The organism is Stenotrophomonas sp. SAU14A_NAIMI4_5, from assembly GCF_003086795.1.
Taxonomy (GTDB): domain Bacteria; phylum Pseudomonadota; class Gammaproteobacteria; order Xanthomonadales; family Xanthomonadaceae; genus Stenotrophomonas.
The window spans coordinates 19,430-33,748 of record NZ_CP026003.1 but is presented as its reverse complement, the minus strand read 5'-3'; the positions used below and the strand labels follow the sequence as shown (position 1 = coordinate 33,748).

Annotated in this window: 14 protein-coding genes and 1 pseudogene; 4 read left to right on the top strand and 11 right to left on the bottom strand. The window is 66.0% G+C overall.

The window, feature by feature from the left end; genetic code table 11:
- Positions 1-681 precede the first annotated feature (681 nt).
- From C1925_RS00165 to C1925_RS00115, 11 genes are all read right to left on the bottom strand, one after another.
- A complete protein-coding gene (locus tag C1925_RS00165; protein WP_108767166.1) occupies positions 682-1,308 on the bottom strand; it encodes a hypothetical protein in 627 nt (208 codons plus the stop codon).
- Between the two features lie 154 nt (positions 1,309-1,462).
- Positions 1,463-2,017 carry a hypothetical protein gene (locus tag C1925_RS00160; protein WP_254051358.1) on the bottom strand — a complete coding sequence of 185 codons (555 nt, stop codon included), beginning with the start codon at positions 2,015-2,017 and terminating at the stop codon, positions 1,463-1,465.
- A gap of 19 nt (positions 2,018-2,036) precedes the next feature.
- Positions 2,037-3,299, bottom strand: coding sequence for a hypothetical protein (locus C1925_RS00155; protein ID WP_108767164.1), 1,263 nt, complete (start codon positions 3,297-3,299; stop codon positions 2,037-2,039).
- A gap of 115 nt (positions 3,300-3,414) precedes the next feature.
- Entirely contained in the window at positions 3,415-3,801 is a 387-nt protein-coding gene (pcaC, locus tag C1925_RS00150; protein ID WP_108767163.1) for a 4-carboxymuconolactone decarboxylase, read from the bottom strand.
- Entirely contained in the window at positions 3,798-5,255 is a 1,458-nt protein-coding gene (locus tag C1925_RS00145; protein ID WP_108767162.1) for an NAD-dependent succinate-semialdehyde dehydrogenase, read from the bottom strand. Before C1925_RS00145 ends, pcaC begins: the two co-directional genes overlap by 4 nt.
- A 56-nt stretch (positions 5,256-5,311) precedes the next feature.
- Positions 5,312-6,703: a cytosine permease gene (locus C1925_RS00140; protein ID WP_108767161.1), complete on the bottom strand. Its 1,392-nt coding sequence runs from the start codon at positions 6,701-6,703 to the stop codon at positions 5,312-5,314.
- A 195-nt stretch (positions 6,704-6,898) separates the two neighbouring features.
- The gene (locus C1925_RS00135; RefSeq protein ID WP_108767160.1) at positions 6,899-8,368 is read right to left on the bottom strand and encodes an aldehyde dehydrogenase; all 1,470 of its coding nucleotides are present in this window, start codon (positions 8,366-8,368) and stop codon (positions 6,899-6,901) included.
- A 2-nt stretch (positions 8,369-8,370) separates the two neighbouring features.
- Positions 8,371-9,414 carry an LLM class flavin-dependent oxidoreductase gene (locus C1925_RS00130; protein WP_108767159.1) on the bottom strand — a complete coding sequence of 348 codons (1,044 nt, stop codon included), beginning with the start codon at positions 9,412-9,414 and terminating at the stop codon, positions 8,371-8,373.
- A gap of 1 nt (position 9,415) precedes the next feature.
- Positions 9,416-10,333, bottom strand: a complete 918-nt coding sequence (locus C1925_RS00125) for a flavin reductase family protein (RefSeq protein ID WP_108767158.1) — start codon at positions 10,331-10,333, stop codon at positions 9,416-9,418.
- Positions 10,334-10,369: 36 nt separating this feature from the next.
- Complete coding sequence (locus tag C1925_RS00120) at positions 10,370-11,164, bottom strand: alpha/beta hydrolase (RefSeq protein WP_108767157.1); 795 nt, start codon at positions 11,162-11,164, stop codon at positions 10,370-10,372.
- The gene (locus C1925_RS00115; protein WP_108767156.1) at positions 11,133-11,735 is read right to left on the bottom strand and encodes an amino acid synthesis family protein; all 603 of its coding nucleotides are present in this window, start codon (positions 11,733-11,735) and stop codon (positions 11,133-11,135) included. The genes C1925_RS00120 and C1925_RS00115 overlap by 32 nt, the downstream gene beginning before the upstream one ends.
- 284 nt (positions 11,736-12,019) lie before the next feature.
- Here C1925_RS00115 and C1925_RS00110 point away from each other — a divergent pair, with 284 nt between their 5' ends.
- From C1925_RS00110 to C1925_RS00095, 4 genes and pseudogenes are all read left to right on the top strand, one after another.
- Positions 12,020-12,691 carry a GntR family transcriptional regulator gene (locus C1925_RS00110; RefSeq protein ID WP_108767155.1) on the top strand — a complete coding sequence of 224 codons (672 nt, stop codon included), beginning with the start codon at positions 12,020-12,022 and terminating at the stop codon, positions 12,689-12,691.
- Entirely contained in the window at positions 12,691-12,972 is a 282-nt protein-coding gene (locus tag C1925_RS00105; RefSeq protein WP_108767154.1) for a DUF1330 domain-containing protein, read from the top strand. The genes C1925_RS00110 and C1925_RS00105 overlap by 1 nt, the downstream gene beginning before the upstream one ends.
- A 220-nt stretch (positions 12,973-13,192) precedes the next feature.
- On the top strand, positions 13,193-13,837 hold the full coding sequence (locus tag C1925_RS00100; RefSeq protein ID WP_108767153.1) for a hypothetical protein: 645 nt from the start codon (positions 13,193-13,195) through the stop codon (positions 13,835-13,837).
- A gap of 369 nt (positions 13,838-14,206) precedes the next feature.
- Positions 14,207-14,319, top strand: a pseudogene (locus C1925_RS00095) (IS110 family transposase); the annotation flags it as partial.

The window sequence follows — 14,319 nt, the reverse complement described above, 5'->3', positions numbered from 1 at the left end:
GACGCGCCAACCATGCGGCGATTTCCTCAGTTCGCCCGTAATTCCTGGTCGCGTGCATCTGACCATGCTGGGGTGTTCTATTCGTGTCCAGAGAGATCTGCTGGTCGCTGGATCATGCACGATGAGGAGCTGGGCCTCGTCTACAGTAGGGTGAAGTACTGACTGACCTGAGCGAAATGGACTCCGAGTGAGTGATCAATCCTGCTTCGCCTGAAGATGCGTGCGCTTGCCATTCGGGGGGAATATCCAGCGAGCGTCGCATTGAGTTGGCGACAAAAGTCCGCCCAAGTGCTGACGGCTGTCTTTTACATTATTGATGGGCCGCGCACCCATGTGGCGGTCACCGCCGTCTATTCAGTTCACCAGGGATGTCGAACGAGATCTGGGAACGGGTGCAACTGGCTGCCAGGTCAAGCCAAGTGGCTCATTGCAGTCCCAGCGACGCGAACTCTTCGGCCATCCCGATGGCCGGTTGCGTCTGGGTGGACCCATACGGGTAACCTGCCCATGACCGTTATGGCCTACTGAATGGCGGCCTGCAGCTGGTCCAAGCGACTGCCTTTTACCAAGCCACGGGCCGTCAGCGTAAAGCGGGCATCGCGCCTGCTCGACTGCTGTTGAAAAAGCAATCGAGCAAGCTCGACTCTACCGGGGCTGATACATGCCCGGCGACGCGCCGGATCACCCCTTCTGGCGCTGCTCCTGGATGGCCTTGTCCAGTGCGTCAACGTCGTCGGTGGACGACTGCAGCCACTGCGGATACTCGGCGGTTTCAACGAAACCTTCGCCACGCAGGACATCGTCCAGGTCCGGATCGTCATTGCCGCCGTGCTGCAGGAAGCCCGCCATCAGGCCCGACAGGCGGTGCGCGGCCTCGAAGGCAGCCTGCAGTGAACCGGCCGGCTCCACGATGGTGCCGAGGAAGGCCGCGTAGGCGGCGTGGTCGACCTCGAAGTCGTCACGGTTCTTGAAGGCCTCGGCACCCAGCTGTGCCTCGCCGGAATTGTGACGGGCGAAGCCCCAGGTCCAGATGTCGAGGAAATGCAGCGCTTCCAGCTTCTGGCGTTCCTCCGCACTCAGATCGATCGCGCCGGACAGGGCGTATTCCATGGTGGCGGCCGAGAAGGCTTCGGTGCCGGAGTTTGCGTGGAAATCGCTGAGGCTGCGCAGCGCATCGGGATGATGCGGGTCGAGCTGCAGCGCTCGGTAGATCACGCGCGCGCCTTCGATGTGGCGGCCCTCGGCGATGAAGATGTTGAGGGCGTGGTTGGCCAGCTGGGCGGCGTTGAGTTCGGCGTAGGTCGTCATCGGGGCGGGGATCGGGAAAGGGCGGTCCGATGGTAGGTGCAGTGTTCCGCCGCAACAAGGGATTGTAGGGCATGGCGGCGGGGCATGGCTCCGCTCTACGCAGGGCACGTGCAACGTGACGACCTGGCGAAGGGTCGGGATGACGGCGCGCGCATCAATCCTGGTAGGTGCGCCAGAACAGCACCTGATCGCCGGAGCTGCTGATGGCCGCGAAGGTGGCGCGGCCGTAGTCCGGCCCACAGGTGAAGACGGTGTAGGACATCTGCAGCAACGGCTCCGGCGGCCACCAGGTGCGCTGGATGGACGCGCGGGCGCTGGACGTATACCTCGTCTTCCGGCAGTCCGCGGGAAGCTGGATCTGCGTGGCAACAGGCTTGCGGAAGGCCAGTTCGCTCACGTTCGAATCCAGGTCATGCACCTCACGCAGATCGGTCGCATCCGGCGGCACCCATTCGGGTACCCAGCCCTTGCGCACCATGTCCTGCTCACGTGCGGCCTGCAGTGTGTCGAAACGGCTGTCCATCACCAGGCCGCAGGCGGCCATCGTGCAGCACAGCGCGCCGATGATCGATGCGCGCAAGGTGGCTTGGCCCTGCGGGGATCTGCTTCTGCCCGGCATCCCTGGCGTCCTTGTCGGGTCCTCGTCCGCGTCGATGGTAGGCGGTAGCATTGGCACCAGCAACCCGGTCGCCCTGTAGATCCACGCCATGCGTGGATGCCCGCGTGCCCTAGAACCGGTACCCGACAACCGTGAACAGCGACGTCTTGTAGCGGTCGTCGCCGCCCTCGGCAGCGCCGCTGATGTATTGCCCGGCACCCACGAACGGATCGTTGCGGCCGACCAGCAGTTCACTGGAAACGCGCAGGCGGCCATGGCTCCATGCAGCGCCAAGGGTCAACCGTTGGCTGTCCGTGAAGTCGGCCTCGTCCTTGATGAAACGTGACAGGCTGGCATACAGGTCGAACGGTTGCCCGGCGACCGTCAGCGGCCGTCCCACTTCGGCGAACACAACCGTGCCCTTGGTGGCGATGTTGTAGGACGCATCGAAGCCGCCCACGGTGATGACGTGGGTGTCGCGCGAAGCCGGCAGGCTGATGTCCTGCCGTGCGACCAGGACCTTGCCGCGCCAGGTGCCATTGCTGACCTTCACGCTGGCTGCGAGAGCGCGCCGCGTGCCGTCGCCCTGCGGCGTGCCGCTCTCGTCCTGCAGGCGCGAGTACAGACCGGATACCGCGGCAGACACCGTGACGTCGTCATGCTTCAGCAGATCCCAGTCGACGGTGGCCGCCACCAGGTCGCGCTCGGAGGTGCTGGTGCCATTCGGCACGTAACTGTCGCCCTGCACGAAAGCAGTGGAATAGCGTGCGCCATCGCGACTGATGCCTTTGCCGTCGGGCGTAGAGATGGGGTAGTAGCCTGCGGCCAGGCGGTAGCCATCGCCGTCGTGACGGTAGGTGATGCCCGGTGCATAGACCTCTTCCAGGCCCACCACAAAGCCGATGCTGCCCAGCACCTGCGCGCCCCAGTACTGCTCATCCAGCACCACTGGCTGCAGGCCGATGGCCACGCGATCGCCATTGGCAAAGCGGCGGCCGGCATAGGCCTGCAGCGGGAAGCTCACCTCGCCGGGGTAGTTGCGGTAGCCGCCGGCACGCGAGTACAGCACGCTGCCGCCATAGAACCGGTACTGCGCCGAGGCGAAGTAATCCTGGCCGTCATAGTCGGCCTTGAGGATGAGCGTGTCGAAGGACAGGTGGTTGGAAGTGCGGCGGCTGCCATCACCGTGCGCGTCGTTGAAGCGCACATCCCAGCGGCCGCGCAGGACGCCGCCAAGTGTCCAGCCGGTGTGCGCCGGTGCCGGCGTTGCGGCAGGGGCGTCGGCAGGCGTAGTGACCTCTTCGGCGGGGGCTTCGGCATGTGCAAGCGAGGCACACGCCAGGCACAGGGCCAGGACAAGAGGCGAACGGGCGAAACGGAACGCAGGATGCATGGCAGGTTCCCAGGCAGGAACAGCAGGAAAGGGGCAATCGGCACGCCATCGGGCAACAGGGCGCCCACCGCGCCGCGGGGCACGGGCAGGGCGCACCGATGGCTGCTGAAAGGGCTTACGTCTCGGCGGCGTCGAACTCGGCGATGGCCTCGCGGGCCACGCGGAAGCTGTCCACGGAGGCAGGCACGCCGCAGTAGATAGCCACCTGCAGCAGCACCTCGCGGATCTTCTCGCGGCTGACGCCGTTGCGCAGCGCGCCCTTGACGTGGATCTTCAGCTCGTGCGGACGATTCAACGCGGAAATCATCGCCAGGTTGATCAGGCTGCGTTCGGCCAGGGCGAGATCGCTGCGTGCCCAGACGGTGCCCCAGCAGTACTCGGTCACCAGTTCCTGCAGCGGCTGGCTGAAGGCATCGGCCTGGGCCAGGGCGCGGTCCACGTACTCATCGCCCAGCACGTGGCGGCGGATCTGCAGGCCTTTTTCGAAGCGGGAATCGCTCATGCGCTGATGCCTCCGAACAGGGTGTACTTGATGTCCAGGAAATCCTCGATGCCGTAGCGCGAACCTTCACGCCCCAGCCCGGACTGCTTGATGCCGCCGAACGGCGCCACTTCATTGGAGATGGCGGCGCGGTTGATGCCGACCATGCCGTAGTCCAGCCGCTCGCTCATGCGCCAGGCGCGGCCGAGGTCGCGGGTGTAGCAGTAGGCGGCCAGCCCGGAATCGGTGGCATTGGCCAGGCGCACGGCCTCGGCTTCGTCGTGGAAACGGAACACGGCGGCCAGCGGGCCGAAGGTTTCATCGGTCGCCACCTGCATCTCGGCGGTCGCATCGACCACCAGGGTGGGCAGGTAGAAGCACTCGCCCTGCGCGCCGACGTCGCCGCCCAGCAGCACCCGACCGCCCTTGGCCACCGCGTCATCCACGTGCGACTGCACCTTGGCCACGGCGGCGGTGTTGATCAGCGGGCCGATCTGGGTGCCCTCGGCGTCGCCCGCACCCACCTTCAACGCGGCGATGCGTGCACGCAGCGCCTCGACGAAGGCATCGTGGACGGCGTCGTGCACGAGGAACCGGTTGACGCAGACGCAGGTCTGGCCGGCGTTGCGGAACTTGGCCAGCATCGCGCCATCGACGGCAGCGTCCAGGTCGGCGTCGTCGAACACGATGAAGGGCGCGTTGCCGCCCAGTTCCAGCGAGACCTTCTTCACCGTCTTCGCGGCCTTGCCGTACAGCATGCGACCGACCGGCGTGGAGCCGGTGAAGGTAAATTTGCGCACCTCCTCGCTGTCGAAGAACGCATCGCCGATGGACGCCGCATGGCCGGTCACCACGCTGAACATCGCCGCCGGCACACCGGCCTGCAGGGCGAGGTCGGCCATCGCCATGGCGGTGAACGGGGTTTCCGCCGCAGGCTTGACGATGCACGGGCAGCCGGCCGCCAGTGCCGGGGCCACCTTGCGGGTGATCATCGCCGCCGGGAAATTCCACGGCGTCACCGCGGCGACGATGCCGATCGGCTGGCGGGTCACCATGATCCGCGCATCGGGGTAGGGACTGGGGATGATGTCACCGTAGACCCGCTTGGCTTCCTCGGCGAACCATTCGACGAAGCTGGCGGCATAGACGATCTCCGCACGTGCTTCGGCCAGCGGCTTGCCCTGTTCGGCGGTCAGCAGGCGGGCAAGGGTTTCGGTGTTGTCGATCAGAAGGCGGTGCCAGGCCTTCAGCACGCGCGAGCGGTGCTCGGCGGTGGTGGCCCGCCAGTCGGCCCAGCCGGCCGAGGCCGCGGCGATCGCGCGCTCGGTTTCGGCGCGGCCCAGGCGCGGCACGGTACCCAGCACCTGCTGGGTGGCCGGGTCGAGGATCTCATCGACTTCACCGCTGTCGGCGGCGATCCATTGCCCAGCCACCAGCGCACGCTGGTGGAACAGCGCGGACGTTTCAACGTTCATGCATACCTCGTGGTTCGTGTCGGGCGCGGGCAGCCGGTGCCCGCGCCGGGAGGGAATCAGGTGGCCGCGACGCTGGCGCCCTGGGGCGCACGCACGGCCAGCAGGTAGTAGGCGAGGGCGCTGACCAGCAGGCCGATCACCCAGGACACATCGACGCCACCGAACAGCTGCGCCCACGAACCCTGGAAGAAGGCGTTGCTGATGAACGGCACCTGGGCGATCGCACCCAGTGCGTAGGCCAGCAGGGCGCGGCCGTTGAACAGGCCGTAGCGGCCGCCATCGCGGGCGAAGATCGAGGCGATGTCGTAGCGCCCGCCGTTGACCACGTAGAAGTCCAGCAGGTTGATCGACACCCACGGCGCAAGGATGAACAGCAGCGCGAACACCGCGTTGATGAAGATCTCGATGAAGTTGGCCGAGGCCCACAGCGCACACAGCGTAGAGGCCACCAGCAGCGCGCACGACAGGGTGATGCGGGCCAGCCGCGCCGGCGTCCACGACGGGGAGAAGGTCTGCAGGGAGGTCACGCAGGACAGCACCGCGCCGTACAGGTTCATCGCGTTGTGGCCGATGATGTTGACCAGGAACAGCACCATCAGCACGTAGCCGAACCAGCCGGTGTGCAGGCGCACCGCTTCCATCGCATCGGTCTGCCCGCCACCGCTCACCGCCAGCATGCCGAAGGTGAAGGCCAGGATCGGACCCAGCGCGGAGCCCAGGTAGGTGTAGATGAAGGGGCGGAACACGCCCACGCTGCGTGGCAGGGCACGCGAGTAATCCGAGGTGTACGGCGAGAAGCTGATCTGCCAGACCGAGCAGATGCCGAACATCGAGAACCAGCCGGCCGGCGAGAAGCTGCCGTGGCTGAAGGCATCGGCGCCCAGGCGCGGCAGCATGATGGCCAGGCCGATGGCCAGCGCACCGCCCATGAACCAGATGCCGATGCGGTTGAAGCCGTGGATGAAGTTGTAGCCGATGATGCCGATGGCCGTGGCCAGCGCGGCGCCGATGATGGTGGCCAGCGGCAGCGGCACCGCCGGAATGACCGTGTGCAGGGTCTTGCCGGACAGGATGATGTTGGAGATGAAGTAGCCCAGGTAGATCAGCGTGGTGAAGCCGACCACCAGCAGCGAGCCGAAGCGGCCGAACTGCGCGCGGCTCTGGATCATCTGCGGAATGCCGGCCAGCGGGCCTTGCGCCGAGGCAAGGGCGAGGATGGCCGCGCCGAACATGTGGCCGGTGACGATGGCCAGAAGCGCGCTGACGATATCCAGCTTGAACGTCAGCACCGACATCGCGCCGGTGATCACCGCCAACGGGGCGATGTTGGTACAGAACCACAGGGTGAACAGGTCACGGGGGTTGCCGTGGCGCTCCTGTTCGGGGATGTAGCCGATGGAGTGGCCCTCGATGGAGAAAGCGCCATCCTGCTTGTTTGCATTGCTCATGGGCGGATTTCCTGAGCCAGCCGGTCGCCCGGCAGGCGTGCGTCGGGATCGGTCGCGCGCGCCCGGCTGTGCAGGGGGCGCAGGAACGATCCGGTCATGGAACCGGGCTGCGCGACCTCGCCCATCGAGGGGGGGGGGGGAGGTGAGGGCGCGCGGGCCGGAGGCGGGAACGGGTGTGGGTGCCGGGCGCGGGGCCTAGCGCATCACGAACGGGTCATCCATGGGGACATCGGACGTACGCAGCCACACCGTCTTGGTCGTGGTGTATTCCAGGGCGGCCGCGGCGCCGCCTTCCCGTCCATGGCCCGAAAGACCGAATCCACCGAACGGAGCCAGCGGTGAAATCGCGCGGTAGGTGTTGATCCAGACCACGCCCGAACGGATCGCCCGGCTCAGCCGGTGCGCGCGCGTCAGGTTGCGGGTGAAGATGCCGGCGGCCAGACCGAACGCGGTGCTGTTGGCCTTGTGGATCGCCTGCGCCTCATCGTCGAACACATCCACCGACAGCACCGGGCCGAACAGTTCGGTGGTGATGCTGTCCGCCTGCGGCGAAGCGCTGCAGTCGACGATGGTGGGCGGGAAGTAGATGCCGGCGCGCTCGCTGCGGATACCACCGCAGAGCACGCGGGCACCCTGGGCGACGGACGCGGCCAGCACCGCTTCGATGTTCTGGCGCTGGCGCTCGGTGCACAGCGGGCCGAACTCGGTGGCCGCATCATCGGGCGGGCCGATGCGGATGGCCGCCACCTTTTCCAGCAGCCGGGCCAGGAACGCATCCTTGATGCCGGCCTGCACCAGCAGGCGCGAACCGGCCACGCAGCTCTGCCCGCTGGCGGCGAAGATCGCGGCCAGCTGCGCGTTCACCGCGCTGTCGAGGTCGGCATCGTCGAACACGATGAACGGCGATTTGCCACCCAGCTCCAGCGAGACGCGGGCCAGATTCCCGGTGGTGTTGGCCACGATGTGGCGCGCCGTGGCCGGGCCACCGGTGAAGGCCACCTGGGCGACCTTCGGATGGCTGCTCAGCACGGCGCCACACTCGGGGCCGAAGCCGGTGATGACGTTGACCACGCCCGGCGGGAAGCCGGCCTGGTGCAGCAGCCGGGCAAACGCCAGCAGCGGGCCGGGCGCTTCCTCGGACGCCTTCAGCACCACGGTGCAGCCGGCGGCCAGGGCCGGGCCCAGCTTCACCGCCGACAGGAACAGCTGGCTGTTCCAGGGCACGATGGCGGCGACCACGCCGATCGGCTCGCGGCTGATCCAGACCTGCATGTCCGGCTTGTCCACCGGCACGAAGCTGCCTTCGATCTTGTCGGCGATGCCGGCGTAATAGCGGTAGTACTCGGCGATATAGGCGATCTGGCCGCGGGTTTCGCGGATGATCTTGCCGGTGTCGCGGGTCTCGATGGCGGCCAGTTCCGGCGCCGCCTGCTCCAGCAGGTCGGCCAGCCGGTACAGCAGCTTGCCGCGCTGGGAAGCCGTCAGCGTGGCCCAGGCCGGATCGTGCAGGGCACGGTCGGCGGCCTCGACCGCGCGTTCCACCTGCTCGCGGCGCGCCTCGGGCATGGTCGCCCACGGCGTGCCGGTGGCCGGGTCGATGCTTTCAAACGTACCGGCACCGGCTTCGAAACGGCCGTCGATGTAGAGCTCGAACGGGCTGTCCATGGTCATTCCTGGGCGAAGGCGGGCATGACGTCGTTGATCATACGCAACAGCGAGGCCTTCTTGCGCTCGAAGGACATGCCGGTGTCGATCCAGAACGAGTACTCGTCAAAGCCCATGGCCTCGTAGGCCTTAAGGCGGGCGATGACTTCCTCGGCCGGACCGATCACGTTGTTGCTGCGCATCGCCTGTGCCGAATACATCGGGTGGGCGGCAATCTCCTCATCGCTCAGCTTGGCGATCAGGCCCTGGCTGATCGGGCGCTCGTTCTTGAACCATGCGCCGAAGTAGTTGTAGAACACGTTGATCTCGTCGGCGGCGACCTGTGCGTCGGCTTCCGAGTCGGCCACGTAGGTGTGGCGCAGCAGCATGATCTTCGGACGCGGCACCTCGCTGAACTTCTCGCAGGCCGCGTTGAAGTGGCCGATCAGCTTCTGCACTTCGTCGTCGCCGAAGTGCAGCGGGGTCACCTGCACGTTGCAGCCGTTCTGCACCGCGAATTCGTGGCTGTTGGGATCGCGCGCGGCCACCCAGATCGGCGGGTGCGGCTGCTGCAGCGGCAACGGTGCCGAGGTGGTGCTGGGGAAGGACCAGAATTCGCCCTCGTGGGCGTAGTCACCCTTCCACAGGCCCTTGATGGCCGGAATCAGCTCACGCATGCGCTGGCCGGCGCCCCAGGCGTCCATCCCCGGCACCATGCGCTCGTATTCGAACGAGTAGGCGCCGCGGGCGATGCCCAGGTCGAGGCGGCCGTTGGAGATGATGTCGGTCATCGCCGCTTCGCCGGCCAGCTTGATCGGGTGCCAGAACGGGGCCACCACGGTGCCGGTGCCCAGGCGCACGTTCTTGGTCTTGTTGGCGATGTCGGCGAGGTTGAGCAGCGGGTTCGGCGCGATGGTGAAGTTCATGCCGTGGTGCTCGCCGGTCCAGATGGCATGCATGCCACCCTCATCGGCGATCTGGCACAGCTCGATCATCTCGTCGTACAGCTGCTTCTGCGACTGCTGGTCCGAGACGCGTTCCATATGGATGAACAAAGAAAACCGCATTTCAACTCTCCCTTGCAATCAGTTCTTTGACCACACCGCAGGTGTGGTTGCCGTAATAGGTGCCGTAGGTCTTCAGCGCGCTCTCGCGGCAGTAACGCTGCAGCATGCTCTTGACCGCAGCGTCCGGAATGGCCAGCCCTGGTACATCCCGAAGCGGGATGTACTCGCCCTGCTGGGCCGTGGCTTCCGGGGTGCTGCACAGGAACGTGACGAACTGCCGGTGAGTGTCGGTGTCCGTATAGACGGAGTACACGAAGCTCGGCGAGGCACCAGGCTGATGCCGGGCAAAGATGCGTTCCAATGCGTTGTCCGCACCCTCGTTGCCGATCTCGACAGTGGGCAGGGCCCAGCCGCCTTCCGGCGCTGGCACCAGCAGCAGGCTGTCGTCGTGGGCGATGATCGCGCTGATCAGACCCTTGGTATCGGTCATGACCTCGGTGGCCACCTTGGCGGGGGTGAAGTAGCCACCGCGGTAGTAGCCCAGCCCGGGCAGGCCGGCCGTATGGAAGTGCTCCACCTGCCCGATCAGGACGGCATGGTCACCCGCCTCCACCACCGTGTGCATGGTGCAGTCGAACCACGCACTGACCTCGTCCAGGAGCGGGCTTCCGAGAGCGCTGTTGGTCCAGGACACCGCGGCAAACCGATCCGGATTGCGCCGGGCAAAGGTATTCGATGCGTCGGTCTGTGCCTCGGACAGAATGTTGATGGCAAAGCGCTTGGCGCCCACGAAGTTGTCGTAGTTGCCCGATGCGTTGGCGATGCTGACCAGCAACAGCGGCGGATCGAGCGACACCGAAGCGAACGAGTTCGCGGTGAAACCAATCGGTTCACCGTCTGCGGTGGTGGACGTCACGATGGTGACGCCGGTCATGAACGAGCCGAAGGCTTCCCTCAGCTCTTTTGGATCGATAGCCATATGTTCCCTCCAACCGATGGCCTGGAATGAGTGCAGCTAGTTCGTTGCGGTGCCCAGCCATTCCGCCAGCGCCGCGTTGACCTTGGCGGGGGCGGTCAGGTTGACCATGTGGCGTTCGTGCGGGATGACCACGGCCTTGCCGTTGCGGGCCAGCGCTGCCATCGACAGGGCCATGGCCGGCGTCGAATTGGCATCCTCGGCGCCGGTAAGCGCCAAGGCAGGGCAGCCCACTTCCGACCAGCGCTCTGCGTAGGTCTCATCACCACGGGCGAAGGCGCGGTAGGCATCGGCATAGCCCTGCATATCCACGTTCTGCAGCCATGAGCGCACGTCCTCCACCAGCGAGGCTTGCGTGGTGCCCTCGTCGAACCAGCGCTGCAACGGGGTTTCCACGTCGATCCGGCCAGTGGCCAGTTCATCCGAACGGGTCACCACCGCGTGGCGGGCGGCATCGGTACGCAGGTGGACACCATTGATGACCGCGAGGCGGCGCACCAGGTCCGGCCGCTCGATGGCCACGCCGGCGGCGATCAGGGCGCCCATCGAGTGCCCGGCCAGGTTGACCGGGCCCAGCTGCAGGGCACTGATGAACTCCACCATCCACGCCACGTAGTCGGTCAGCGCGGGTTCGCCCGGCAGGCGCGTGCTCTGGCCGTGGCCGGGCATGTCCACCGCGATGACCCGGTACTGCTGGGCGAAGGCGGCGATCTGCGGACCCCAGGCGGCGGCCTGCATGCCGACACCGTGGATCAGGACCAGGGGCTCTCCCGCACCCTGGTCCAGGCAGTGCGCCTGTTGGTTACTTGACAGCGGCAGGGTTCGAGACGTCATGGCCGAGCTCTTTCAGGTCCTGGTAGCGGTCACCGATGCGGTGGTGCGGGCGGCCGGCGGTGGCCGCGCCCAGCACGACCACCAGTTCGTCGGCGGCCGGGGCATCGGCGATGGCGAACTGCACGGTCAGGTAGTGCGAACGGCGGCCTTCGTCGTTCTTGTCCATCATCGGCAGCACGATCGGCGCATTGGCCGGGCCGCGGGTATTGGTGAAGGCCAGGTAGGACTTGGCGCGCACCGCGTTGCGGTAGATGTTGCCGAAGTGCAGGGTGTGGATCAGCGCCGAGGCGTGTTCCAGCTCACCGGCCAGGCCGACCACCGCGCTCTTGCCGAAGGCCTCCACCGCATCGCCCGAGCCGACCTCACCCAGGATCAGGTCGGTCAGGTGCTGGCTCAGTTGCGGGCCCAGTGCCCGGATCTCCGGCGACAGGTCCTCGACGTAGCCACGGCCGGCCCACGGGTTACGGATCACGGCGGCGGCGGCCACCATCTTCAGCGGCCTGGCCGCGTCACGGCCCCCGTCCACATGCACGGTCTCCACGTGGAGAACGGTCTTTCGTATCAGGCTCATCTGGTCCTTCCTCGCCGCCGCTGGCGGTCACAATATTGGTGTACGGTATGTTGGTATACCATTGGCAGCGACAGTACACCCTCCAAAAACGCCCTGCAATATGTCTATGCGCATTCATTTTTAGCCCGCGACGAAAGTCGCAGACGGGGGTGGTGAGGTCGGGTTGGAGCGGGCTGCCGGGGTGCGCTATTCATGATCCGTGGTTGAATAGCGTGGACGTACACGAACTACCGGCAGCGCGCCCGCCATGGCGTGGCTGCCACCTAAAGGGATTGCGAAACACGATGAACCTGAGAATCGACCACTCGCCGGTCACCCTGCGCGAGAAGTGCCTGGAAAAGCTGCGCAACGCGATCATCACCGGCTACTTCCCGTCCGGTGCGCGCCTGGTCGAACGCACCCTGTGCGAGCAGCTGGGGGTCAGCCGCACGGTGGTGCGTGAAGTGATCCGCTACCTGCAGGCCGAAGGCCTGGTGGAAGTGCTGCCGCAGAAGGGCCCGATCGTGGCCGTGCTCAACTGGGACGTGGCCAGCCAGGTCTACCGCATCCGCCTCGTGCTGGAACAGAGCGCGGTGGCCGACTGCGTGCGCAACCTCACCGACGAGACCGCCGCGCAGATCCAGCAGGCACTGGAAACCCTGCGCACCTCGTATGGCACGCCGGATATCGCGCCGGTGCTGGAAGCCTCGTCCACCCTGTACGAAACCATTTTCCGTGCCGGCAACAACCACATCGCATGGGAAATCGTGCAGCGCCTCAACGGCCGCATCAGCCGCCTGCGCGCGATGACCCTGACCCACGTGGACCGCGAGAAGACCGGTTTTGAACGCATCAAGGCCATCTGCGATGCCATCTGCGTGCAGCGCGACGAAGCGCTGGCGCGGCAGCGCGTGGCCGAACACATTGGTGAGGCCGAGGCGATTGCCCATGCCTTGCTCGAACAGGAGCAGAAGTGATGGCCGCCTATTGGATCGCCCACGTTCAGGTGCTGGATGCGGAGAAGTACAGCGGCTACACCGCGCTGGCGCCTGCGGCATTCGCAAAGTACGGCGCGAAGTTCCTGGCCCGTGGTGGCCGTTCGGTGGTGCTGGAAGGCGACCTGCCTGACCGCCACGTGGTGATTGAATTTGCAGATCTGGAAACCGCGCAGGCCTGCTATGCCTCGCCGGAGTACCAGCAGGCCAGGGCCAGGCGCGAAGGGCACTGCATCGCCAGCGTGGTGATCGTCGAAGGCTGACCGCGCGTTTGTAGATCCACTCCATGCGTGGATGCCCGCGCAACGAGGAGCACGCCGGTAGATCCACGCCATGCGTGGATGCCCGCGCAACGAGGGGCACGCCGGTAGATCCACGCCACGCGTGGATGGCCGCGCGACACGTGGACGCCGACCACTTCACAACCCACAAGCACCGCAACCGCGACCATGGGCCACCCCACGCCCATGAGTTCCGCCGAGGATGCTGCAGAACCTGCTCCATTTCGCACCGCTGCTGACCGCGGTGATGACCTGCGTGACCGCCCTGATCTGGGTGGTCTACCTCAACTTCTTCCTGCGCAGCTACCGCCGCCAGCAGCGGCCCTCCATCCTCATCACCTCCGGCGCCGGCCGGCACCTGGATGCGCACTGTTTCGTGACCAACCTCGGCCTGGAGCCGGTGTACCTGCTGGACGTGGTGATCGACCTCATCGAGCCCGATGGCACGGTCGTACGTGCGGTCATCCCCGAGCGCACCGAGCACTGGAGCAAGGCCACGCCCAGCGAGGACGACGACATCCGCCGTGCCACCAATGTCGGCCCGCTCAGCAGCGGCGGCGAGCGCGACCTGGGCCGGTTCCGCACCCTCATCGACCGCGCCAGTACCGAGAACCCGGATATCAAGACCGGCAACGCCTTCACCAGCCTGGAGATCACCGTGGTGATCGTCACCGCCAGCCAGGCCGAGCTCTGCGGCGCATCGCGCTGCTACCGCATTGAATACGGGGACGATGGCGCGCCGAAGCTGAAGGCACGGACCATCAAGGCCGCGCAGCTGCAGGGGTATTTCGCGCGCCGGAACCTGACCCGGCTGCTGACCACGCAGTTGGAAGGCTCGCGCCGGTAACGTCGGGCCATGCTCGACGGCTCCGCTTTTGTAGAGCCGAGCCATGCTCGACTGGTTCGCGCGAAACGCAGCCGAGCATGGCTCGGCTCTACAGAAGAGCGAAACGCAGCCGAGCATGGCTCGGCTCTTGTGTCTTGGAATGGCGCCCTGATCAGGCACAATTCCCCCGGTGACCCCGGGAGGCTCCGATGACGCTGCCTCGGCTCTTAAGCCTTCGAGCTTGCAAAGTAGATTCAGCGCGTCGGCGGCCTGACACCGCCTTGGAACTTGAACGGTATCTTAGGCCCACCTTCGGGTGAGAGCCTGCACTCACAAGGGCAAGTCTGGCGGCTTCCGATCACGATCGTAAGTTCAAGCTGGAGCAAGATCATGCAAGTAATCGGCAATGACATGGCCAAGGCGACCTTTGATGTTGCCCTGCCACTGTCCGACGGCAAGTACCGCACCAAAGCCAAATTTCCCAATACGACCAAGGGTTATAC

Bases quoted from the DNA above. Each gene is read 5' to 3' on its own strand.
- C1925_RS00165 (WP_108767166.1), bottom strand. From the start codon at position 1,308: ATGACGACCTACGCCGAACTCAACGCCGCCCAGCTGGCCAACCACGCC.
- C1925_RS00160 (WP_254051358.1), bottom strand. From the start codon at position 2,017: ATGGCGTGGATCTACAGGGCGACCGGGTTGCTGGTGCCAATGCTACCG.
- C1925_RS00155 (WP_108767164.1), bottom strand. From the start codon at position 3,299: ATGCATCCTGCGTTCCGTTTCGCCCGTTCGCCTCTTGTCCTGGCCCTG.
- pcaC (WP_108767163.1), bottom strand. From the start codon at position 3,801: ATGAGCGATTCCCGCTTCGAAAAAGGCCTGCAGATCCGCCGCCACGTG.
- C1925_RS00145 (WP_108767162.1), bottom strand. From the start codon at position 5,255: ATGAACGTTGAAACGTCCGCGCTGTTCCACCAGCGTGCGCTGGTGGCT.
- C1925_RS00140 (WP_108767161.1), bottom strand. From the start codon at position 6,703: ATGAGCAATGCAAACAAGCAGGATGGCGCTTTCTCCATCGAGGGCCAC.
- C1925_RS00135 (WP_108767160.1), bottom strand. From the start codon at position 8,368: ATGGACAGCCCGTTCGAGCTCTACATCGACGGCCGTTTCGAAGCCGGT.
- C1925_RS00130 (WP_108767159.1), bottom strand. From the start codon at position 9,414: ATGCGGTTTTCTTTGTTCATCCATATGGAACGCGTCTCGGACCAGCAG.
- C1925_RS00125 (WP_108767158.1), bottom strand. From the start codon at position 10,333: ATGGCTATCGATCCAAAAGAGCTGAGGGAAGCCTTCGGCTCGTTCATG.
- C1925_RS00120 (WP_108767157.1), bottom strand. From the start codon at position 11,164: ATGACGTCTCGAACCCTGCCGCTGTCAAGTAACCAACAGGCGCACTGC.
- C1925_RS00115 (WP_108767156.1), bottom strand. From the start codon at position 11,735: ATGAGCCTGATACGAAAGACCGTTCTCCACGTGGAGACCGTGCATGTG.
- C1925_RS00110 (WP_108767155.1), top strand. From the start codon at position 12,020: ATGAACCTGAGAATCGACCACTCGCCGGTCACCCTGCGCGAGAAGTGC.
- C1925_RS00105 (WP_108767154.1), top strand. From the start codon at position 12,691: ATGGCCGCCTATTGGATCGCCCACGTTCAGGTGCTGGATGCGGAGAAG.
- C1925_RS00100 (WP_108767153.1), top strand. From the start codon at position 13,193: ATGCTGCAGAACCTGCTCCATTTCGCACCGCTGCTGACCGCGGTGATG.